The sequence below is a fragment of the Sporofaciens musculi genome (assembly GCF_009830285.1).
In the GTDB taxonomy this organism is placed as follows: domain Bacteria; phylum Bacillota; class Clostridia; order Lachnospirales; family Lachnospiraceae; genus Sporofaciens; species Sporofaciens musculi.
Window position 1 is genome coordinate 1,709,827 of sequence record NZ_WUQX01000001.1, and the last position, 21,832, is coordinate 1,731,658.

The window sequence follows — 21,832 nt, forward strand, 5'->3', positions numbered from 1 at the left end:
TGGGGGAAGAGTTGGGGGAAGGGGTATCCCCCAAATGGTGTGTGAAAGTTTGCCCCGTTCTTTTAGGAAAAGGGGAGAAGTTTGCTTAGTGTTTCTTTTCGGGACTTCCAATCTGGTACAGTAGCATGGATAAGGCAAATGAAGATTATTTTTTCCTATCCGCCGTGAAAAGACCAATGAGGATATCAAAATACAAACCCTAAATTTAATCACTTGTAAAAGATTAGTTTTTGATTTATAATCATATTAGGAGTAATCATAAGGATATTGGCGTGTCCAATGATTGCCTTTGTAGTTTTCCGTTAGGCTAACATTCTATTGCCGTAGAAGTTAGCCTATTTTTCTTTTCTATGATTGTCTAAGTATGTAAGGGCTAGAAATATTACGTTGAGTAGAGTTAATACCTCAATCAAATTCATATTCATACAAATTACTCCTCGTATAATAAGTTTGTAAGCAAGAAAAACTGCTTACAGACTTATTCTTTTTTGATTAGACAGAAGGATAATTCTAAACATCCTTTCCGAAGATTCTTCTTCAATCACGCTGGTTCATCCATTCTCTGTCTATTGGTTAATAAGTTACTTTATAGTCATGGTCCCAGATGTTACAATAAGTTCCATAAGAATTGTAGCTATGGTCATTGCTTCATCGCTCCTGCAAAGCGTTTGCTATTGCCAAGAAAGCATGCAACCCTAATACTGCGCTAAGACTTATTACACAAATGCTGCATCCTGGTATCTAGCCACCAGCAGGGTATTTCTTCCAGGTAATGCTCATAACGCGAGGTTTAGGCCGGCGTAGTGGTCTGGGATAAGCCATGATTACTCTTCTTCACTTTTATTGAAAGGTGGTGATGATCCGTGAAAGAACATATTGATTACCTCTCAACACTGTTTGTTGGGATTGATATTGCATCCCGTGTTCATGTTATCTCTGCACTTGATTTCAACGAGGAATTCTACATCAGGATGAAATCTGTAGAAAACACTCAGGAAGGTGCAGCTTTTATTGAACAGATGATTTCTGATGTATTAAAACACAACCATCAGTTCAAATACGTTATGATCGGTATGGAAGCTACTGGTTTCTATGGTGTCCATCTGGCGAATTATCTTTCTGCCAGTGACCTGCTTGCTCCATTCTCTGTCAGAGTTTACTGTCTCAATCCGAAAGAAGTTAAGAACTACAAAAAGTCCTTTAACGATATCGGAAAAAATGATGGCATTGACTCTTATGTGATTGCCGATTTTGCCCGTGTGGGACGTATTGCAATCAAACCCTGGCGTGGCTCCCAATACCTTGCCTTACAGCGTCTTACCAGACACCGTATGCACATCACTGAATGTATCGCAAGAGAAAAGACTTACATGCTTAACAACATTTATCTCAAGTTCAGTGAATACGCATTACTCCGTGATGGGCAGCATCCATTCGCAAACAAATATGGTGCCACAGCCGAAGCCATTCTTACCGAGTACACAACGAATGAAGATATCGCAAAATCATCCGTAGAAGACCTCGTTGCTTTTATTAACTCCAAGAGCAAAGGCCGTATTGCTGATCCGGAAGAAACAGCAAAAATCTTACAGGCTGCAGCCCGCAACTCATACCGGCTTGATAAATGCCTCTATGAGCCGCTTACTATCTCAATCGCTTCTTCCTTTAACTGTATCAGTTCCTTTGAAAGAGAACTCAAAGCGATTGATAAAGCAGTCCTTCAAACAGTTCAGGGACTAAACCCTGACGAGTACACTGTACTGAATTCCATTCCTGGGATTGGTAAAGTTTATTCAGCCGGTATCTTGGCCGAAATGGGTTCCATTAAGGCTTTTCCTAATGCCAATGCCCTCGCAAAATACTGTGGTATCGTTTGGAACGATAATGACTCTGGCGACTTCGTAGCCGAAGACAAACACATGAGCAAAGCTGGCAACAGATATCTGCGACTACATCATAGAAGCTGCCGGAAGTGTTATAAGACACTGTCCTGAATACAAAGCTTTCTATGACAAAAAATATGCTGAGACAAGAAACCATCAGCATAAACGAGCACTCGCGTTGACTTCCCGTAAATTTATACGTCTGCTCTTTGGTCTGCTGGACAAGGGCCAACTCTACTCTCCGGAAAAGAGTTGGTAATCCATACCGCATATCGAACTTACGTTCTAAATAGGCCGTAGGTCTATTAAGGTTACCCTTTTCCAAGAAAATCTTTTTCATTTTCCTCTTGACATATTACCAAATTGCTTTCTCTGGGAAAGGCAATTATGGACTATCCGAAGTTTACCCCTAATTCGATTATATACATTATATCCTTTATTTGAAAATATTTCAAACCCCTTTGTGTATGTATAAACTTGTATCTTGGAATATATTAAATTATCCGATAACTACTTAAAATACTTGTTATATTCGCTTATATCATTGCCTTACCTATCTATCTGTACGATAACAGTGTATTTCACCATTGTACTCCATTGTTTGCTCAATTATATCTTTTGTACCTTTTTTTGACGATGTAAAACTTACCATTCGTCATAAGGAGCTTTGAATTCGCTTGTAATCCTCTCTGGGTTGTTCCCATGTTGGAGGTAAGATATTTAATAGATAGCTATAGAACTTATCTTGAAATGTAATAAAAGTATAGTCATTCTTCTTGATTTGAACATAGGTAATTGATATACAAGAAAAATGTATAGATAAATTCACCCCCATATTTATTTAAAAAGTAGTGATATAGATATAGAATTCTATAAGAGATTGACGGGCGCCGCATGGCAGACCTTAAGTACGGATATATCCATCCGTGGGCCACTTTTGGGCTGAGTGACCTTGAAATAGAGGTTCCGGCTGCAAAATAATAGACAGAGATATAATGTTTTCAATAGGGACGGAGAAGCCATTATAAATGAGAACCTATGTATAGCATTTATAAATAAATGACCTTCATTCATATTTTTTAACGATTGGACAGTCAGAGTAAATCTAAGATACAATAGATAAGCTAAGAAGTATTGAAAAATTCAAAGGAGGAAAAGATGAAGAAAAAACTGGTAAGTATTTTGCTATGCGCCGCTCTGGCTGTAACAGCCTTCACTGGCTGCGGCAGCTCCGATCCAGAAGAAGAAGCAAAATCAAAAGCGGCTTTAGAAGGCAGCGACACAGAAGGAGGAACGAAAACAACGGGAGCAGAGGGTGTCTTTACATACGCTATTGGGGGCGACACAGGTAACACTCTGAACCCACTTACGGCAGACGACAGATGGGGACTGATGACCTGCCATCTTCTGTACTCACCGGCATATTATATTTATGCGGACGGAACGGTTGACTATATTCTTGCAGAGAGTATGGAGCCCTCAGAGGACGGACTAACTTATACAATGAAGCTAAAGGAAGGCTTGAAATGGAGTGATGGGAAGCCGTTGACAGCAGATGACATTATCTATACTTATGAGGAACAGAATAAGCAGACAGAGAATCTGTTCATCGGGGGTAAACCGATTCAGTTTCAGAAGGTGGACGACCTGACAGTAGAATTCAAGCTTCCCTCCGTATGCGCCAGCGCTATGGAGATGCTGTCCTCTGAGGCGAGTATCCTTCCAAAACATTATTTTGAAGGAAAGAATACCTTTGATATTAATATGCTTGAGGAGGAGGTTGTTGGGGCAGGCCCATATGTGCTTGAGGAGTATCAGACAGGACAACATCTCAAATTCAAGAAAAACCCCAATTATGCAAATGGTGAGGCGAATATTGATACCATCGTTTACCGGATTATTGAGAACAATGATACAGCTACCCTTGCTCTGCAGAACGGTGAGATTGACGCATGGATTGGACTTCCGGACTTGTTAGACCCATACCAGGACAATGACGGCTTCAATATCACCAACTACAGCGAGGGGCGGGTGGCTTATATGAGGCTGAACCCAAAGTCTCCCAATATGCAGGAAAAGTCCTATCGTGAAGGGATCCTGTATGCTATGGACCGCGAGGAGATCATGGTAGCCGCTTATACGGACAAGGAGTTCTTTGATTTGGGATATTCCTTCCTGCCTCCGAACAACAGTTATTACAGTGATGATGTAGAGAAATGGGAGCAGGATTTGGACAAGGCAAAGGAGTTGACAGCAGACGGCTCAAAAGCGTTGAAGCTTTGCTATGTGGAAGAAGATCCGGTTCAGACAAACCAAGGTCTTACAATCCAGGCAGAGTTGAAAGAGATTGGTATTGAGGTAGAATTGGCAGGCATGAACCAGGCGGCATACATGAAGGTGGCCTATGACAATGAGAATACAGAATATGATATCTTCCTTGGCGGATACGTTATGGGAGTAGATCCGGATATCTATTCTTCTCTGTTTGTTTCAACGAAAGACAATATGATTAATTATAACAATGCAGAGATTGACCAGTTATTTGCCGATGGAAATGGTACTCTTGATGAGGACGAAAGAAAAGAAATCTATGATGAAGTTCAGAAAAAGGTATCAGAAGAAGCAATCTTTTATCCATTTGGCTCCAACTTACGGACGCTTGTAACGACTGCCCGTGTAGACGGTCTTGAAGAAGCAAAATTCGTACCAATCTACACATTTGGAGATTTGTCTAAACTGGAACTGAAATAACAGTGTATGGTGAAAGGGAGGCATAGTATGTCTCCCTTTTTTAGATATTAGTAGGAGGAAATATGTTAAAGTACATTGTAAAGCGTATTTTGCAGGCGATTCCGCTTTTACTGCTTATCACTCTCATTTGTTTTACTCTGATTAATCTGGCGCCCTATGACGCCATTGACTCCATCACAACGCCGGATATGACCAAGGCAGAAGTGGAGGCAAAGAGGGAAGCCTATGGTCTGAATGATCCGATGATTGTGCAGTATGGACGGTGGGTGGGAAATATTCTGAAGGGGGATTTCGGATATTCACTTCTGTCCCATACCAGTATTAAGTATGACCTAAAGATACGGATTCCGGCTACGATTAAGCTGGTGCTGCCGTCCTACCTAAGCGCATACCTTCTTTCTATCGTGCTTGGGCTATTGGCAGGAAGCCACAAAAACAAATGGCAGGACAAACTGATTGACGGCTTCTGCTCAGTGGGAATCTCTATGCCTACCTTCTGGTTTGCCATGATTGTGATGTATTTCTTGGGATATAAGTTTAAGATTTTCCCGTTGATGGGGATGCATACTATTGGGATGGAGGATTCATTTGCAGATTTTATGAAGCATTTTGTCATGCCCTACATCGTGCTGACAGTAGGCTTTCTGCCGGATCTGACCCGCTATGTGAGAGGCTCTACCATTGGGCAGCTCAAGGAAGATTATGTAATTGTACAACAGGCATTCGGAGCCAAAAAGACAGAGATTTTATTCAAGCATGTGGGGAGAAATGTATTGATTCCCCTTATTACAAAGCTTGGTATGGCGCTCCCAATGCTTGTGACAGGGGCGGTAATTACAGAAACAATTTTTTCATGGCCAGGGATTGGCTCTTATTTTGTGAAAGCAATCTCGGCAATGGATTATCCGATTGTAATGAGTATCCTTGTACTTTCCGGAACCCTGGTAATTCTTGGCAACCTGCTTTCGGATGTTCTCTACTGTCTGACAGATCCGAGAATCAAGACGATAAAATAGAGGTGAGGGCATGAAGAAAAAGAATCGTAGACTGGAAAATGTGATATATGAATTCAAGCATAACAAGCAGGCGATTTTTGCCGCTGTGTATCTCTGTCTAATCATATGTATCAGTATATTTGTAGTATTTGTAAATGTAGACCCAGACGCAATTGACGTAACCCATAAGCTTGAGTATCCTTCTAAAAACCACTGGTTTGGTACAGATGAGATGGGGCGGGATTATTTTATCCGTGTATTGTACGGAGGAAGAGTATCTCTTCTGGTGGGCGTGCTGGCAATGGTTACGTCCATCGTAATCGGTGTGACGGTGGGAATGATGTCAGGATATTTCGGCGGGCTTCTGGACAGCCTGCTTATGCGGCTGGTAGACGTATTTTCATCGATTCCATGGATTATAATGGTTACTGTATTCGGGCTTTTGTTCAAACGAGGACTCTTTTCTATTATTATTGTGATTGGTCTGTTCAGTTGGATGGGGATTGCCAGATTGGTGCGCTCGGAGGTGTTATCAGCTAAAGAAAGGGAATATGTGCAGTATGCAAGATTTATTGGGAGGAATCCCGCCCAGGTTATGACAAACCATGTGCTGCCCTCTATATTTCCGACCATCATTACAGCGGCGACAGCGGAGATTGCCAGTGCGATTATGATGGAAAGCGCATTAAGCTTCCTGGGAATCGGCGTGGCTGCTCCTATGTCAAGCTGGGGAAGCCTTCTGCAAAGCTCACAACAGTATTTGCAGAAAGCTCCTTACATGGCGGTACTCCCTGGAATCCTGATTATTTTGACAGTATATTCCTTTAATAAGTTAGGGGATGTACTCCGTGTATTCGTAGAACCTAAGATAACGGCAGGTGAGAAAAATGAATAAGAAAAAGATATTGGAAGTGGAGAATTTAAGGACTGTATTCAAAAGCCGTGGACAGGAGGTTCATGCCGTACGCGGAGTAAGCCTTTCGGTTGAGGAGGGTGAACTCCTTGGATTAGTTGGAGAGTCTGGAAGCGGAAAATCTGTAACTATGAAGGCAGTACTTGGGATTCTTCCGGAAAATGCAGAGGTTTCAGGAGACAGTCTGAAGTTAAACGAAACAGAGCTTTTGGGGCTTAAGGAGGAGGAGTACCGGAAAATGCGGGGAAAGGATATGACCATGATATTCCAGGACCCCATGACTGCGTTAAATCCACTGATTAAGATTGGAAAGCAGTTGGAGGAGGTAATTATGCGTCATAGCAGATGCTCTAAAGCAGAGGCAGGCAGAAGGGCTGTTGAGATGCTTAAAAAGGTGGGAATTCCTATGCCGGAGCAGAGATTAAAGCAGTACCCTCATGAATTTTCCGGAGGCATGCGCCAGAGGGTTCTAATCGCAATGGCTCTTGCGTGCGAGCCGAAGCTTTTAATTGCGGATGAACCGACGACGGCCCTTGACGTAACCATTCAGGCACAGATTTTAGATTTGCTCAAGGAGCTTAAGGAGGAATATAAAACGTCGATTGTGCTCATTACCCATGATATGGGAGTAGTGGCGACGGTTTGCACCAAGGTTGCGATTATGTATGGAGGGCTGATTATGGAGTGCGGAACATCAGAGGAGATATTTTACGAGCCAAAGCATCCATATACAAAGGCCCTTCTTCGGGCGATTCCTTCTTTGGACTTAAAAGAGGGAGAACGTCTTCAATCCATTGAAGGGCTTCCGCCCTCCCTTAGCAATCCGCCTGATGGCTGCCCCTTTGCTATGCGGTGCGAACATGCGTCTAAACGATGTCATGAAGAAAGGCCAAAATATCAGCAATTCAGCGAGACGCACAGTGCAATGTGTTTCTTAAATGTACGGGAGGAGGCAAGAGCATGAGTCAGGAGATTTTGATTTCTGCATCGGAGTTGAAAAAATATTTTCCCGTGAAAGGCTTCTTAGGAGGAAAAACGCGGTATGTGAAGGCTGTAGATGGAATAGACCTTGAGATTCGTAAAGGAGAAACTTTCGGTCTTGTGGGTGAATCCGGATGTGGAAAATCTACGCTGGGAAGAACGCTGATTCGTATGTATGATGTGACGGGCGGAAAGCTTATCTATAAGGGTAAGGACATTACTCACGCAAAGGCTTTGGAATTGAAAGAGTTCCAGAACAAGATGCAGATTATTTTCCAGGATCCCTATTCCGCGCTTAACCCCTTCTGGAATGTGGAAGAAATACTAAGTGAACCCATGAAGCAGATTGGAATGACCGAGGGAGAGAGGAAAGAACGGATGGAGTATCTTCTAAATAAGGTTGGGATGAAGTCAGAGGCGCTGCTTCGGTTTCCCTATGAGTTTTCCGGCGGGCAGCGCCAGAGGATTGGAATTGCAAGGGCGCTGACGGTTAATCCAGAGTTTATTATGTGTGACGAGCCGATTGCGGCGTTGGATGTGTCCATTCAAGCGCAGGTGGTGAATATGCTGGAGGATCTGCAGGAGGAGTTTGGGCTTACCTATCTGTTTGCGGCCCACGACCTGTCTATGGTGCGTTATATCAGTACCAGGATTGGCGTGATGTATCTGGGTAATCTGGTGGAGGTCACAAAGAGTAATGAATTGTATGAGAATCCCATGCATCCCTATACCCAGGCTTTATTGTCCGCGATTCCGGTGGCTGATCCTAAGAAAGCGCTCAAACGTGAACGGATTAAGCTTACGGGAGAGCTCCCAAGTCCTATGGATGTGCCCAAGGGATGTCATTTTGCACCGCGCTGTCCATATATGAAGGAGAGGTGTAGGGAAGAATGTCCGAAGCTTAGGGAGATGGATGATAACCATTTTGTGGCATGCCATTTTGCAGAGAAATTGGGATAAGAGAGTTGAAATTGGGAAAGGTACTTAACCTTTCCCAATGTATTTTGTCTTTATGTTGACTATTTGTTATTCTAGCCCTTCACACCGCCAGAGGCAAGTCCGCTGACCAGATTCTTTTCAATACCCATAAACAGGATTACAACAGGAACAATCGCAAAGAGTGACGCTGCAAACAGATATTGCCACTCAATCATATTGTATCCATTAAATACATTAATTCCCACAGTCAGAGGTTCACGCTCGCTTGTGGAAATCAAACACAGCGCAACCGTGTACTCATTCCATGCATTAATAAAGATGAAAATCAAAGTGGTTACGATTCCAGGAGCAGCCACAGGAAGCAGAACCTTTGTCATGCCCTGGAGACGGTTACAGCCGTCGATGGTGGCCGCCTGCTCCATCTCTACGGAAATACCTATGAAGGTTCCGCGCAGCAGCCATATGGTAAACGCCTGGTTAAAAGCAGCATTGATGAAAATCAGTCCGATGATGCTGTCCGTCAGACTTAAGATGGACATTACCTTATAGATACCAATCAACAGTACCACAGGTGCGAACATCTGGGAAACGATGACAAATCCCAAAAAAATCGTCTGGCCTTTGAACTTCATACGTGCAAGGGCATATGCGGCAGGAATTCCGCAAAGCATGGCAATAATCGTAGAGCCGCCGGCAATCATGAGTGAGTTCAGCATGTAATTGGCCATAGGCGCCCGATGCCAAACATCGATAAAGTTGGACCAAACCGCCGTAATGGGAAGTATGGTGCCGTTCATGGAGAAGATCTCCGCCCTGTTCTTAAGAGCAGTACAGAACATGGCAAAATAAGGATACAGCGTAACAATGCAGACTATGACTACAACGATGTACAGCAGGATACGCAGAAGGATTCTTTTTGGAGAATTTGATTTATTTGCCATATATTATTCATCTCCTTTCCGCAGGGTGTAGACCATGTATACACTGGCGCAGATTAACAGGATTGTAAAGCCGATAACGGAAACCGCGGCTGCCTGTCCCTGCTTACCATTGTAGAATGCCAGTTTATACAGATATGTAACCAATGTGTCCGTATGGTTGGCAGGGTCGCCCTTGGTAATCGTCCAAATGATGGGGAAGGAGTTGAAAACATAGATAATGTTCAACACCGTACTTACCGTCAGGGAAGAACGAACCAGAGGCATGGTAATCTGGAAAAGCTGCTGCCAGTAATTAGCTCCGTCTACCGTTGCAGCCTCATAATAAGTGGTATCAATACTTTGCAGACCGGAGAGGACGCAGAACGTAACAAACGGAATGGTTACAAAGATACCACAGGCAATCTCCCACATAAAATATGCCTCCGCAGTAGGAGTCCAGTTGATAGAATGGTCTATCAGACCAAACCTGAGCAGCAGAGTGTTCAATGTACCATAGTCAGTGTCAATGATGAATTTCCACGCGCTTGCCTGGATAACCAGTGTTGTGGCCCACGGGAAAACCATAACGGCTCTGGCAATCTTACGTCCGCGGAATTCGTTGTTCAGTATCAGGGCAAGTATGAAGCCCAGTACCGTGGACAGAACCACAACAGCAACGGTCCAGACGATGGTGTTGCGAAGAACCAGCTTGAACGCGGAACTGTTCATTACTTTGGTGAAGTTGGCAAAACCGGAAAATCCTCGGATGATACCAGCCTTGCTGACTTCGCTTAACGACATCCTAAAGACGAAGATAATTGGAATTAAGATAAAAACTGCCATTAGGATGATACTTGGCAGAATCCAGATATAAGGCTCTACCTTGCGATATGCTTTGTTTTTCACGGAGACACCTCCCTTTTAATCTCGAAAATAAATTTAAATTTAAAACCCCGCAGTAAGCTGCGGGGTAATTATGAAATCCTTATTCTGCAATTTCATTCTGAAGTTCGTCTAACAGCTCCTTGACATTGCCCCCAAGTAATGCCTGCTGCTCAACATTGATAACGCCCTGTTTTACATCATCCCATTCAGTCTTTGCGGTTGGGTAGAACTTACAGCTTCCTACGATATCAACCCAGCTAGCCATACTCTCGTCTTCTTTTGCAAGAATCTCTCCGCCAGTAGAAGTTGCGGGAAGGAAACCTTCCATCAGAACCCACTCAGAGTAACGAGCATCTTCATAGAAGAAATCGAAGAATGTCTTGATTGCTTCCAGTTCCTCGTCAGAATACTCATTGTCGAAGCACATGAAACGATCCATAACACCTGCGGAAACGGAATCAACGCCGCCGTTCGTCGGGATAGGAGCAACTGCATAATTGATAGAATAACCGCCGTCAGCAATGTATGTAGGGATACTGTTAGGACCGATCATCATAGCAACCTGTCCTGCACCGAACATATCCTGCAGGTCATAACGTGTGTCGTTGGCAGGGTCACTGTTGGTATATCCTTCCTTCACCATGTTCACGGCATATTCGATGGCTTCAACGTTCTTGTCGCTGTTAAGCGCCCAGTTATTATCTTCGTCTACAAAGCCGCCGCCGTTGTTCCATGTGTAGTAAGCAAAAGCCGCCTGTCCTTCGTCAGTGGTCATATCAATGCCCCATGGATAGATATTGGAGTCGTGCTCCTTAATCTTCTTACAAGCTTCTGTCAGCTCATCCCATGTGGTAGGAACCTCAACACCGGCCGCCTCCAGGATATCAGCATTGTAATACAGCGCACGAGCGGAAGCCAAATCAGGAATCGCCCAGATTGTACCGTCTACATCAGACTGCTCTAAGAATGCCGGATACATCTTGTCATAAGTCTCCTTGGATACGAAATCCTCAGCGGGGAGCAGAAGATCGTCTGCCTGATAGTTGGCAAATACGTCGATATTCAAAATATCAGGCGCATCATTATTGGAAATCCTAGTATTCACTACTGTATAAATATCATTCCAAGATTCAACCTCTACCGTAAGATCAATGTCAGAGTGCTCTGCCTTGAAATCCTTAACGAAATCCTCCCACCATGTCTTTGTGTTCTGACCGTACTGTGCGGCGATGACATTAATAGAAACTTTTCCATCAGATTTCCCCTTATCTTTGGAGTCCGATCCCCCATCGGATGATCCACTGTTGCTGCATGCCGCCAATCCACACATCATGGAAAGGATCATGGATAATGCTACCAACTTTTTCATAACTAAAAAACCTCCTTTTGATTGTCTGACTCTGTTCGTCAGAATTAATGTTGTTAAAGGGAGTATACCATGTCATTTTGGTTTCGTCAATATGAATATTAAAATAAAAAATGATAATAAATTATTATACAAAATAACGAAAATAGAGAAGGTTACAAATGTAATTTAATGTGATTTTTGATAAATATTGTTAAAGTTTTTAAAGATATTTTGGGTGGATTAAAATATATAACTTAGATATGTGCAGGACAAGTGTTATTTTGCCGTTTCGGGTACCAGCTTCTGGGAAAATGTTCTATTACGCAAGCATGCAGTTGTGTTTCCTGACAGTTGATTTTATTTCCTAAAGTATCGGTACATTCGATTGCTGTACATGGATACTCTTATTATAATTAGAGATGTAAGAAATACATTTGGATAGGAGAAGATAGTATGTATGGATTAGATTTGGCAGATAACATTGCCCGATTACGGCATGAGCGGAAGATTACGCAGGAGGAGCTGGCGGATTTTCTGGGGGTGACGAAAGCTTCTGTGTCTAAGTGGGAGAATGCTCAGAGCACGCCGGATCTGTTGATGGTGCTTGAGCTGGCGACATTTTTTGACGTGACCGTAGACGGACTGCTTGGGTATGAGCCCCAGCTTTCCCGTGAGCAGATTCGCCGCCGCTATGGAGAGTTATCAGGAGATTTTGCAAAGCTTCCCTTTGATGAGGCTCTGGGTAAGGTGCGAAGTCTGGCACATCGGTATTACTCCTGTTATCCTTTTCTGTTACAGCTTAGTATTCTTTACTGGAACCACTTTATGCTGGCAGATACAAGGGAAGAACAGCTTAAGCTTCTTGAGGAGGCAGATGCCTGGTGTGACCACATCTTAGAGAATTGCAGTGATGTAGGAGTGTGCGGCAGCGCTTTAGTGGTAAAAGCAGGACTGAACCTGCAGATGGGGAGGGCCGCGGAGACCATTGCGCTGTTAGAGCCGGCAGCAGAACCAGAACGTCTTGCCGGACAGGATAGCGGCCTTTTAGTTCAGGCATACCAGATGGTAGGAGAGAGGGAGAAGGCCAGAAGCTATGTCCAGGCGAGACAATATCTGGGACTGTTAAACATGGTGGGAGATGGGATGCTGTCCCTTGCTCTGTATGAAGATGACCTGCCGCGGTGTGAAGAAACGATTCACAGACTGAAAGGTCTGATGAGAGGATACCAGTTGGAGGTACTGCACCCGAATATGGCTGCACAGTTTTATTTCCAGTCAGCCCTGGTCTACGCAGTAAATGAGAAGTGGGATGAAGCTTTGGAGGCTCTTGGAGCTTTTGAGAAATGTATAAGCCGCCTTTTGGAAGCAGAGGAGATTACACTCCATGGGGATGAATATTTCGATTTGCTGGATGAGTGGATTGAGAGGCTTCCCTTAGGAAATATGGCGCCAAGGGATAGAGGTTTTATCTATAAAAATGTAGGGGAATCACTAGGGCATCCGGCTTTTTATGGGATGAGGGAGAGAAAAGAATTTCAAAGGCTTGTGCGTCGCTTTACAAATAACTAATTTTTAGCTTCAAAAAGAGGAGGAAAAAATAATGCCTGATATGTATGAATTGTTACCGTTTTTTATTCCACTGGCAATCGCGGAGTTTGGTCTGTTAGCTTATACGCTTTACCATATCCTGACCCATAAGACTTATAAGCGGGGAAGCCGAGGGTTATGGATTGTCGTCACATTGGTTGGAATGCAGTTTATCGGACCGATTCTGTATTTCCTGCTGGGAAAGGAGGACAGTTAATATGGATATGCTGACCCTTTCCAATGTAGAAAAGCATTTTGGTGAAAAACAAGTATTAAGAGATGTTACCTTTTCAGTTCCGGAGCATACGGTGTTCGGATTCGTGGGGCAAAACGGCGCAGGAAAGACCACTTCTATGAAGATCATACTTGGACTGCTTTGTGCGGACGGCGGTGAGATACGAATAAACGGGCTGCCTGTCCGCTATGGAAATACGACCACGAATCGTTATGTGGGTTATCTGCCGGACGTGCCGGAATTCTATTCCTACATGACTCCTGGGGAATATCTAGGGTTTTGCGGGAAAATCGCCGGCATGACAGAGAAGGAGATTAAGAGCCGAACAGAGGAGATGCTCTGTCTGGTGGGGCTTAAAGGAGAGAAACGCCGGATTAAGGGATTTTCCCGCGGTATGAAGCAGCGGCTTGGAGTTGCCCAGGCGTTGTTTGGGCGTCCCAAGCTGCTGATTTGTGATGAGCCCACCTCTGCCCTTGACCCTGTGGGACGCAGAGAGCTGCTGCACATCCTGGAGTCGGCAAAGGAGGAGACTACGGTGCTTTTTTCCACACACATTCTCTCGGATGTTGAACATATCTGTGATGAAATCGCATTTCTCCATGAGGGGAGGATTGTGCTTCAGGGCTCTCTTGAGGAGGTGCGCAAGAGGAAGAAGGAGGCGGCCATGGAGATTGAGACAGAGAGAGCACAGGATGCCAAGGCTCTTAGGTCTGTATTTCCCTTCTTAAAAGGAATAGGAAGAAATAGCTTGTTATTGGAGGATACAAAAGGTATGCCAGACCTTCTGCGTTTCATTGCGGATAAGAACATGGCAATCCTGCGCATAGAAAGGCAGGAGGCAGCATTGGAGGATTTATTTATGGAGGTGGTATTAAATGAGAGCGTTTCTTAAAAAAGAATGGCTGGAATGGAGCAGGACCGGACGGTTTCTGGTTCTGCTGCTAGTCTTTACAGTATTCGGAATCATGAATCCAGCGCTTGCGAAGCTTACCCCATGGCTTGTGGAGATTATGTCAGAATCCCTGACGGATATGGGGCTTGTGGCTTCGGAGGTCACTGTGGATGCTATGGATTCCTGGGTGCAGTTTTATAAAAATATTCCTATGGCATTGATTATTTTCGTCTTGGTGTGCAGCGGCAGTTTTACCGGTGAATACGAGAAGGGAACGTTCATTCCTGTAGTGACCAAAGGGCTTTCGCGCAGAAAGATTCTGGCGGCTAAGGCGCTGCTTCTGTATGGCATGTGGACGGTAATGTATGGGCTTTGTTTCGGGATTACTTACGGGTATAATGAATATTTTTGGGATAACAGCATTGCAGGGCATCTGTTTGCAGCCGCAGCCTGCACCTGGTTGTTCGGTGTGTGGGTGATTGGGCTTCTGATTTGTTTTTCTGCCTTTGCAAAAAGCAGCTCCCAGGTACTTCTGGGAACTGGGGGCGTAGCTATGGGGGTCTATCTCTTGGGGATGTTCCCAAAGCTCGCCTCTTTTCTTCCGGCGAAGCTGATGGAGGGCCTGGCTCTTTTGCAGCAGGTTTGTGAAGTGGAAGACTATATTGCCAGTGCGGTGACTTCTGGGCTTCTGGTTTTTTTGTGTATGTGTATGGCTGTGGTATGTTTTGACAGGAAACAGCTCTGAAAGTAATGTAAGGCATATGGATTTTATCCATGTCAAGGACTAAAACTTTTTTTATTTTTATATTTCGGGAATATGACGCCCTCCAAGTGAGAATCATTTTACTATACAAAGATTCAAAATCATTTATCTGGTAGGAGGGCTCTTTATTATGGCACAGGGAAAAGTAGAAATATGCGGGGTGAATACGGCGAAGCTACCAATCCTTAAGGAAGAAGAAAAGGAGGCTTTGATTGCCCGAATCAAGGCGGGGGATGCAGAGGCGAAGGAAGAATATATTAAGGGCAATCTCCGGCTTGTGCTGAGTGTGATTAAGCGTTTCGGGGCAAGCAATGAGAACCCTGACGATTTGTTTCAGATCGGATGTATCGGTCTGATTAAAGCGATTAATAATTTCAATACAGAACTTGACGTGAAGTTTTCTACTTACGCTGTACCCATGATTATCGGTGAAATCAGGCGGTATATGAGGGACAATAATTCCATCCGTGTCAGCCGTTCTTTGCGGGATACTGCGTATAAGGCTATTTACGCAAAGGAAAACTATGTGAAACGGAATCTAAAGGAACCGACGGTTCAGGAGATTGCGGAGGAGATTGGGATTTCCAAGGAGGATATAGTGTTTGCCCTGGATGCAATCCAGGCGCCTATGAGCCTGCAGGAGCCGGTCTATAATGACGGAGGGGACGCCCTTTATGTGATGGACCAGATCAGCGATACGAAAAATAAAGAAGAAAAATGGGTGGAGGACCTGTCTTTGGAGGCTGCCATGGAGCATCTTGGAGAGCGGGAAAGGTATATCATTAAGCTTCGGTTTTTCGAGGGAAAGACCCAGATGGAGGTGGCTGAGCAGATTCAGATTTCCCAGGCCCAGGTCAGCAGGCTTGAGAAGAATGCCCTTCGGGTAATGAAGCAGTATCTCTCCTGATATGTTAAAATTTATATTTTACAGGCCAGTACAGTAATGGGGACGTTACTGTTCACTCCTGAGCCGTGCACTACGCTGCACGGCTACAGGCCAGTATGGTAATGGGGGCAGAATCCGGCCTCTTGCCGTAAGGCAACCTTAAATAGGCCGGATTCGTTACTGTGAACACCATGGGTGTGAACAGTAACATGGGGACGCGCTACCTTTGGAAAAAGAGTGCGTTCCCACTTGCATTTTTCCAGGGTCTATACTATGATTAGGGCATGGAGGATATTTATATGATGAAAGCATGCATATTTGACTTAGACGGAACACTGACTGACACACTGGAATCTTTAGCTTACTCGGTAGGGGAGACGTTAAAGGAGATGGGACTTTCGCCTATCACGTCGGATGAATGCCGCAGGTTTGTAGGCAACGGCGCCAGGGCTTTGATGGAAAAAGCCCTTAAGGCGGCAGGTGAAACAGACGGCAGCAGGCTTGACGAGGGGATGGAGGTTTATGGACGTATATTTGACGCCAACTGTACATATCATGTAACACCCTACGAAGGTGTCAGGGAAATGCTTGCTGAGCTTAAAAGACGGGGAATGAGGCTTGGGGTCCTGTCTAATAAGCCACATCTGCAGACAGTGAAGGTGGTCAGAGAGGTCTTTGGAGAGGATGTCTTTGACTGCGTTCAGGGACAGCAGGAGGGGATTGCCAGGAAGCCTTCTGCCGAAGGGGTGTACCGATTAATGGAGGCGCTTGGCGTAGCGAAAGAAGAATGTCTGTATGTGGGTGATTCTGAGGTAGATATCCGTACAGGGAAGAATGCAGGTGTCAGGACCATTGGAGTCTCATGGGGATTTCGCAGCAGAGAGGTCTTGGCAGACGCCGAAGCGGAGACAATTATTGACGCGCCAGAAGAGCTGCTTAGTATTTAAGAAGCATCCGTTGGTGCGAAAGGTCATCAGCTTAATACCATAAAGGGAGGAAGAAGGAAGATGTATGAGTATGATGAAGATTGCCTGAAAACATTTATTAAAAAGCAGGGACAGTTATTTGACGAGCCGGTAGCAGAGACGCTTGCGGAAGCAGAGGCATTTCTTGAGGACTGTATGGCGGTTGTTGTGGACAGTATCGGGGAAGTGAAGGAATTTTTGAAGGAAGAGGGCGCTGATGTGGAGGGAATGTCTGCCGAGGAGTTAGAGGAAGCGTCAGAGGTATTTGCCCTTTCTGGAGGAAGATATCTGATTGTGGAAGGATAGGAATGTATATAGCATGAATAAAAAGCCGTAACTACTTGGTAGTTTCGGCTTTTTTCAGCGCTTCTTCGATTGCATTGATGATTACCTGAGAAGTATAGGGATTATCTTCGGAATACTGGATATTTTCTAAGGACTGATGGTCATATACCTGCTCTGCAATATCTTCTATCGCCGGCTGGATTAAGGGAAACATGGTTGCTACGGTTTCGTCCAGGTTGGAGAAGCGAATGGAGTTGATGTGGGCTTCATCCACTGTGACCTCCACCTCAAGAGCGGTATTATTCAGGGTGACTGTGGAGGTGTAGACTCCAGGCATGTATTTTTCTTCGTTGGTTCTGGCCTCTTTATTCTTAGGAAGGAACATGAACATAAGCAGTACAATCAAAAGGACTGCCAAAGCTGCAAATACCGCCGTGTAGATAATCTCCTTCATATGCAATACGACTATTTTTGTTCTGGAACTCATAAACTGCCTCCTGTATTGGGTATGATATTTGGTTTTCTATAATGTATGAGAAAAGAAGGAAAATTATTCATTTCTTTTTGCGTGACAAATGAACCTGCTTCTTGTATAATAGGAATTCGAGGTGAAGAAAACATGTATATCATTGCAGGGCTTGGGAATCCTACATTGCAGTATGAAGGAACCAGGCATAATGTGGGTTTTAATGTCATAGATGTCCTTGCGGACAAATATAATATTTCTGTGGATACTAGAAAAAATCGGGCATATATCGGAAAGGGGATAATCTGCGGCAGGAAGGTGCTTCTGGCAAAACCCCAGACCTATATGAATCTCAGCGGGGAGAGTATCCGTGGGCTTTTGGATTATTATAAGTCAGACCCAGAAGATGAGCTTTTGGTAATCTATGATGACGTGAGCCTGGATGTGGGACAGATTCGTGTCCGCAAGAAGGGAAGTGCAGGCGGACACAATGGAATCAAGAATATTATCTCGAATCTTGGCACAGAGGTGTTTGGGCGTATCAAGGTGGGAGTAGGAGAGAAGCCGAAGAACTACGACCTTGCGGATTATGTGCTCGGACATTTTTCCAAAGCAGAGAGAGAACTTATGGAGGAAGGCTACCAGCGGGCGGTCTGTGCGGTTTTGACGACTCTTGAGGAGGGAATGGAGCCTGCTATGAACCTATATAACAGGAAGGTAAAGCCGAAGAAGGAGGCATAAGGATGCAAGCCTTAATCGCGCCGTTAAATGAGTTGGCGGAGTTTGAAGAACTTTATAAGAACCGGACAAAGGAATCGGGAATGATACGTGTCTGCGGATGCGTCAATTCCCAAAAGACACATATGATGTATGCCCTTGGCGATGGCTTGAAATATAAAGTCATCGCTTGCTCCAGTGAGCTTAAGGCAAAGCAGATTTATGAGGAATACCATTTCCTTGATTCTCAGACCTATCTGTATCCGGCGAAGGATTTGCTGTTTTACCAGGCGGATCTTCGCAGTAAGGAGTTACTTCGCCAGCGCATGGAGGTCCTTCAGGCGTTGGAGGAAGAAAAGCCTATGACGGTTGTGACAAGCTTCGACGCCTTCTTAGATTCTCTGGCTCCCAAGGAGGTAATCGGAGAGAGATTTCTTCATATTAGGAATGACAGCGCTCTGGACCTTGGGGAGATGCAAAAACGGCTTATAGAACTTGGTTATGACAGGGAGGTTCAGATTGAGAGCTTTGGGCAGTTTGCCATTCGGGGCGGAATCCTGGATGTGTACCCTCTGACAGAAGAACTTCCTGTGCGTATCGAGATGTGGGGGGACGAGGTGGACTCCATTCGTACCTTTGACGTTGAGACTCAGAGGTCGATTGAGAATCTGACGGAGATTTCTATCTGTCCGGCGGTGGAATTCCCCCAGGATGGGGAACGTCGGGTATCATTTCTGGATTATTTCCCTGTGGACGAAACCATCTTGTTTTTGGATGAACCTGTCAGGCTTCGAGAGAAGGGGGAGGGCGTGGAAGCAGAGTTCATGGAGGCCCAGAAAAAGCGGGTGGAGAACGGCTGCGAGATGACGGAGGGGGAGGTGCTCCTCTTTGGCACAGAAGAAATTCTGCGCAAGATGAACGCTTACAGCAGTATCGGATTTTTTGCGCTGGATATGCGCTGTAAAGTTCTGGAAACCAGAGGCTCTCTAAGCCTTCAGGCAAAAACTGTCAATCCGTATAACAGCAGCTTCGATATGCTGACGCGGGATTTGAAGCGGTTAAAGAGAAACGGGTATCGGGTGGTTTTGCTTTCCGGCTCACGTACCAGGGCGAAGCGGTTGGCGGAGGACTTAAGAGACTATAACTTGAGCAGCTTTTACAGTGATGATTTGAATCGGGAGGCTGCGCCTGGCGAGATTATGACGGCTTACGGCCATGTGGCCACAGGGTATGAGTACCCGATGATTAAGTATACGGTGATCTCAGAGACAGACATTTTCGGGAAGGTAAAAAAGAAGAAAAAACGCAAGCTCTACGAGGGGCGTAGAATTCAGGAATTTTCCGAGTTAAAGCCAGGGGATTATGTGGTTCATGAGAATCATGGACTGGGAATCTATCAGGGAATCGAGAAGATTGAGGTAGATAAGGTTTCCAAGGATTATATGAAGATTTCCTATGCCAAGGGAGGCAACTTATATATTCCGGCGACACAGCTTGATCTGATTCAGAAGTATGCCAATGCGGATGCAAAGAAACCCAAACTTAACCGTCTTGGAACCCAGGAGTGGAACCGGACGAAAACACGGGTTAAAGGAGCGGTGCGGGAGATTGCCAGGGATTTGGTAAAGCTGTACGCAGCAAGACAGAAGCAAGAAGGCTATGTGTACGGGGAGGATACAATCTGGCAGAAGGAATTCGAGGAAATGTTTCCATTTGAGGAGACGGAGGACCAGCTTTTGGCAATCGAAGCTGTAAAGCGGGATATGCAGAGCCATAAGATTATGGACCGCCTGATTTGCGGGGATGTAGGCTTTGGAAAGACAGAGATTGCCATTCGTGCGGCGTTTAAGGCAGTACAGGAGGATAAGCAGGTGGTATATCTGGTGCCAACCACCATTCTGGCCCAGCAGCACTATAATACATTTTTACAGAGGATGAAGGATTTTCCGGTAAGGGTGGATTTGATGTGCCGTTTCCGGACGCCTGCCCAGCAGAAGAAAACAATAGAGGATACGAAGCGGGGGCTGGTGGATATTGTAGTCGGCACCCACAGGGTTTTGGGAGACGACTTGAAGTTCAAAGACCTTGGGCTTTTGATTATCGACGAGGAACAGCGCTTCGGCGTACAGCACAAGGAGAAGATTAAGAAGCTTAAGGAAAATGTGGACGTGCTGACGCTGACAGCAACGCCGATTCCCCGTACACTCCATATGAGCCTGATTGGGATTCGGGATATGAGTGTTCTGGAGGAGGCGCCCAATGACCGTATGCCGATTCAGACTTATGTGATGGAATACAATGACGAGATGGTGCGGGAGGCTATTGAGCGGGAATGTGCGAGACAAGGGCAGGTCTACTATGTGTATAATCGGGTGGAGGATATAGCAGAGGTCACGGCTCATATCCAGAAGTTGGTTCCGGAGGTTTCCGTGGAGTTTGCCCACGGGCAGATGAAGGAGCACCAGCTTGAGAAGATTATGTATGAATTTATTAACGGGGAAATCGACGTGCTGGTATCCACCACCATCATTGAGACGGGGCTTGACATTTCCAACGTCAACACCATGATTATTCACGATTCAGACCGGCTGGGGCTGTCACAGCTCTATCAGCTCAGGGGAAGAGTGGGGCGCTCTAACCGGATGGCGTACGCATTCCTTCTGTACCGCAGAGACAAGATGTTAAAGGAGATTGCGGAAAAACGTCTTGCGGCCATCCGCGAATTTACAGACCTTGGCTCTGGGTTTAAGATTGCCATGAGAGATTTGGAGATTCGCGGCGCAGGCAATCTTCTGGGGGCAGAGCAGCATGGCCATATGGAGGCCGTGGGATATGATATGTACTGTAAAATGTTGAACGAGGCGGTTCGCCACTTAAAGGGTGAGATGGAGGAGGAAACCTATGTGACGACGCTGGATTTGAACGTGGACGCGTTTATCCCAGATTCCTATATCCCCAATGAGTACCAGAAGTTAGATATCTATAAGCGGATTGCAGCCATTGAAAATGAAGATGAAAAGGAAGACATGACCGAGGAGTTGACGGACCGTTTTGGGGATATTCCAAAGAAGGTGGAAAAGCTTTTGGAGGCGGCTGGTTTAAAGGCTCTGGCCCACAGCGTCTATGTCACTTCCGTGGAGCAAAAAGGCGAGACATATTATTTTACCATGTATGAGAAGGCGAAGCTTGTGCCAGGGAAGATTCCTTTACTGATAAATGAATTTCGGGGAGATTTGACCCTTAAGACAGACGGAAACCAGCCCTGTTTTATCTATGAGAAAAAGGGAAGGATGCAAAAGGGAAAAAGCCCCGATGCCCTTACAGTTGTGAAAAATGTGTTAATTGGCATGAAGGGATTGATTGAGCAGTAAAAAAGGGATATAATGTGGAAGTATGTCGATAGGCTTTAAGGGATGATACG

Annotated in this window: 19 protein-coding genes; 15 read left to right on the forward strand and 4 right to left on the reverse strand. The window is 45.1% G+C overall.

Annotation, left to right across the window (positions count from 1 at the left end):
* The first annotated feature begins 863 nt into the window (after positions 1 to 863).
* The 6 genes from GN277_RS08470 to GN277_RS08495 all read left to right on the forward strand — a co-directional run bounded on the left by GN277_RS08470 (position 864) and on the right by GN277_RS08495 (position 8,483).
* Positions 864 to 1,994 carry an IS110 family RNA-guided transposase gene (locus GN277_RS08470; RefSeq protein ID WP_244324642.1) on the forward strand — a complete coding sequence of 377 codons (1,131 nt, stop codon included), beginning with the start codon at positions 864 to 866 and terminating at the stop codon, positions 1,992 to 1,994.
* Positions 1,995 to 3,041: 1,047 nt separating this feature from the next.
* On the forward strand, positions 3,042 to 4,634 hold the full coding sequence (locus GN277_RS08475) for an ABC transporter substrate-binding protein (protein WP_159750668.1): 1,593 nt from the start codon (positions 3,042 to 3,044) through the stop codon (positions 4,632 to 4,634).
* A 62-nt stretch (positions 4,635 to 4,696) separates the two neighbouring features.
* Positions 4,697 to 5,650, forward strand: a complete 954-nt coding sequence (locus GN277_RS08480) for an ABC transporter permease (RefSeq protein WP_159750669.1) — start codon at positions 4,697 to 4,699, stop codon at positions 5,648 to 5,650.
* 10 nt (positions 5,651 to 5,660) lie between these two features.
* Positions 5,661 to 6,524 carry an ABC transporter permease gene (locus GN277_RS08485; protein WP_159750670.1) on the forward strand — a complete coding sequence of 288 codons (864 nt, stop codon included), beginning with the start codon at positions 5,661 to 5,663 and terminating at the stop codon, positions 6,522 to 6,524.
* Positions 6,517 to 7,506 (forward strand): ABC transporter ATP-binding protein, encoded by a 990-nt coding sequence (locus GN277_RS08490; protein WP_159750671.1) that lies wholly within the window; start codon positions 6,517 to 6,519, stop codon positions 7,504 to 7,506. Before GN277_RS08485 ends, GN277_RS08490 begins: the two co-directional genes overlap by 8 nt.
* The gene (locus tag GN277_RS08495) at positions 7,503 to 8,483 is read left to right on the forward strand and encodes an ABC transporter ATP-binding protein (protein WP_159750672.1); all 981 of its coding nucleotides are present in this window, start codon (positions 7,503 to 7,505) and stop codon (positions 8,481 to 8,483) included. The genes GN277_RS08490 and GN277_RS08495 overlap by 4 nt, the downstream gene beginning before the upstream one ends.
* 71 nt (positions 8,484 to 8,554) lie before the next feature.
* Here GN277_RS08495 and GN277_RS08500 read toward each other — a convergent pair whose 3' ends face one another.
* The 3 genes from GN277_RS08500 to GN277_RS08510 all read right to left on the reverse strand — a co-directional run bounded on the left by GN277_RS08500 (position 8,555) and on the right by GN277_RS08510 (position 11,636).
* Positions 8,555 to 9,403 (reverse strand): carbohydrate ABC transporter permease, encoded by an 849-nt coding sequence (locus GN277_RS08500; protein ID WP_159750673.1) that lies wholly within the window; start codon positions 9,401 to 9,403, stop codon positions 8,555 to 8,557.
* A gap of 3 nt (positions 9,404 to 9,406) precedes the next feature.
* Positions 9,407 to 10,288 (reverse strand): carbohydrate ABC transporter permease, encoded by an 882-nt coding sequence (locus GN277_RS08505; protein ID WP_159750674.1) that lies wholly within the window; start codon positions 10,286 to 10,288, stop codon positions 9,407 to 9,409.
* 79 nt (positions 10,289 to 10,367) lie between these two features.
* Positions 10,368 to 11,636, reverse strand: coding sequence for an ABC transporter substrate-binding protein (locus tag GN277_RS08510; protein WP_159750675.1), 1,269 nt, complete (start codon positions 11,634 to 11,636; stop codon positions 10,368 to 10,370).
* Between the two features lie 432 nt (positions 11,637 to 12,068).
* Here GN277_RS08510 and GN277_RS08515 point away from each other — a divergent pair, with 432 nt between their 5' ends.
* The 7 genes from GN277_RS08515 to GN277_RS08545 all read left to right on the forward strand — a co-directional run bounded on the left by GN277_RS08515 (position 12,069) and on the right by GN277_RS08545 (position 17,249).
* Complete coding sequence (locus tag GN277_RS08515; protein WP_159750676.1) at positions 12,069 to 13,184, forward strand: helix-turn-helix domain-containing protein; 1,116 nt, start codon at positions 12,069 to 12,071, stop codon at positions 13,182 to 13,184.
* A 31-nt stretch (positions 13,185 to 13,215) separates the two neighbouring features.
* On the forward strand, positions 13,216 to 13,419 hold the full coding sequence (locus GN277_RS08520) for a PLDc N-terminal domain-containing protein (protein WP_159750677.1): 204 nt from the start codon (positions 13,216 to 13,218) through the stop codon (positions 13,417 to 13,419).
* 1 nt (position 13,420) lies between these two features.
* On the forward strand, positions 13,421 to 14,329 hold the full coding sequence (locus GN277_RS08525) for an ABC transporter ATP-binding protein (RefSeq protein WP_159750678.1): 909 nt from the start codon (positions 13,421 to 13,423) through the stop codon (positions 14,327 to 14,329).
* Positions 14,313 to 15,074, forward strand: coding sequence for an ABC transporter permease (locus GN277_RS08530; RefSeq protein WP_159750679.1), 762 nt, complete (start codon positions 14,313 to 14,315; stop codon positions 15,072 to 15,074). The genes GN277_RS08525 and GN277_RS08530 overlap by 17 nt, the downstream gene beginning before the upstream one ends.
* 148 nt (positions 15,075 to 15,222) lie before the next feature.
* Positions 15,223 to 15,999, forward strand: coding sequence for an RNA polymerase sporulation sigma factor SigG (gene sigG / locus GN277_RS08535; RefSeq protein ID WP_159750680.1), 777 nt, complete (start codon positions 15,223 to 15,225; stop codon positions 15,997 to 15,999).
* Between the two features lie 278 nt (positions 16,000 to 16,277).
* Positions 16,278 to 16,925, forward strand: a complete 648-nt coding sequence (locus GN277_RS08540; protein ID WP_204162715.1) for an HAD family hydrolase — start codon at positions 16,278 to 16,280, stop codon at positions 16,923 to 16,925.
* 60 nt (positions 16,926 to 16,985) lie between these two features.
* Positions 16,986 to 17,249 (forward strand): glyoxalase, encoded by a 264-nt coding sequence (locus GN277_RS08545; RefSeq protein ID WP_159750681.1) that lies wholly within the window; start codon positions 16,986 to 16,988, stop codon positions 17,247 to 17,249.
* Between the two features lie 31 nt (positions 17,250 to 17,280).
* On the opposite strand, the gene GN277_RS08550 is transcribed toward GN277_RS08545, so the two are convergent.
* A complete protein-coding gene (locus GN277_RS08550) occupies positions 17,281 to 17,715 on the reverse strand; it encodes an FMN-binding protein (protein ID WP_159750682.1) in 435 nt (144 codons plus the stop codon).
* Positions 17,716 to 17,847: 132 nt separating this feature from the next.
* Here GN277_RS08550 and pth point away from each other — a divergent pair, with 132 nt between their 5' ends.
* Entirely contained in the window at positions 17,848 to 18,435 is a 588-nt protein-coding gene (gene pth, locus GN277_RS08555; protein ID WP_159750683.1) for an aminoacyl-tRNA hydrolase, read from the forward strand.
* A 2-nt stretch (positions 18,436 to 18,437) separates the two neighbouring features.
* Positions 18,438 to 21,782 carry a transcription-repair coupling factor gene (mfd, locus tag GN277_RS08560; protein ID WP_159750684.1) on the forward strand — a complete coding sequence of 1,115 codons (3,345 nt, stop codon included), beginning with the start codon at positions 18,438 to 18,440 and terminating at the stop codon, positions 21,780 to 21,782.
* The last annotated feature ends 50 nt before the right edge of the window (positions 21,783 to 21,832 follow it).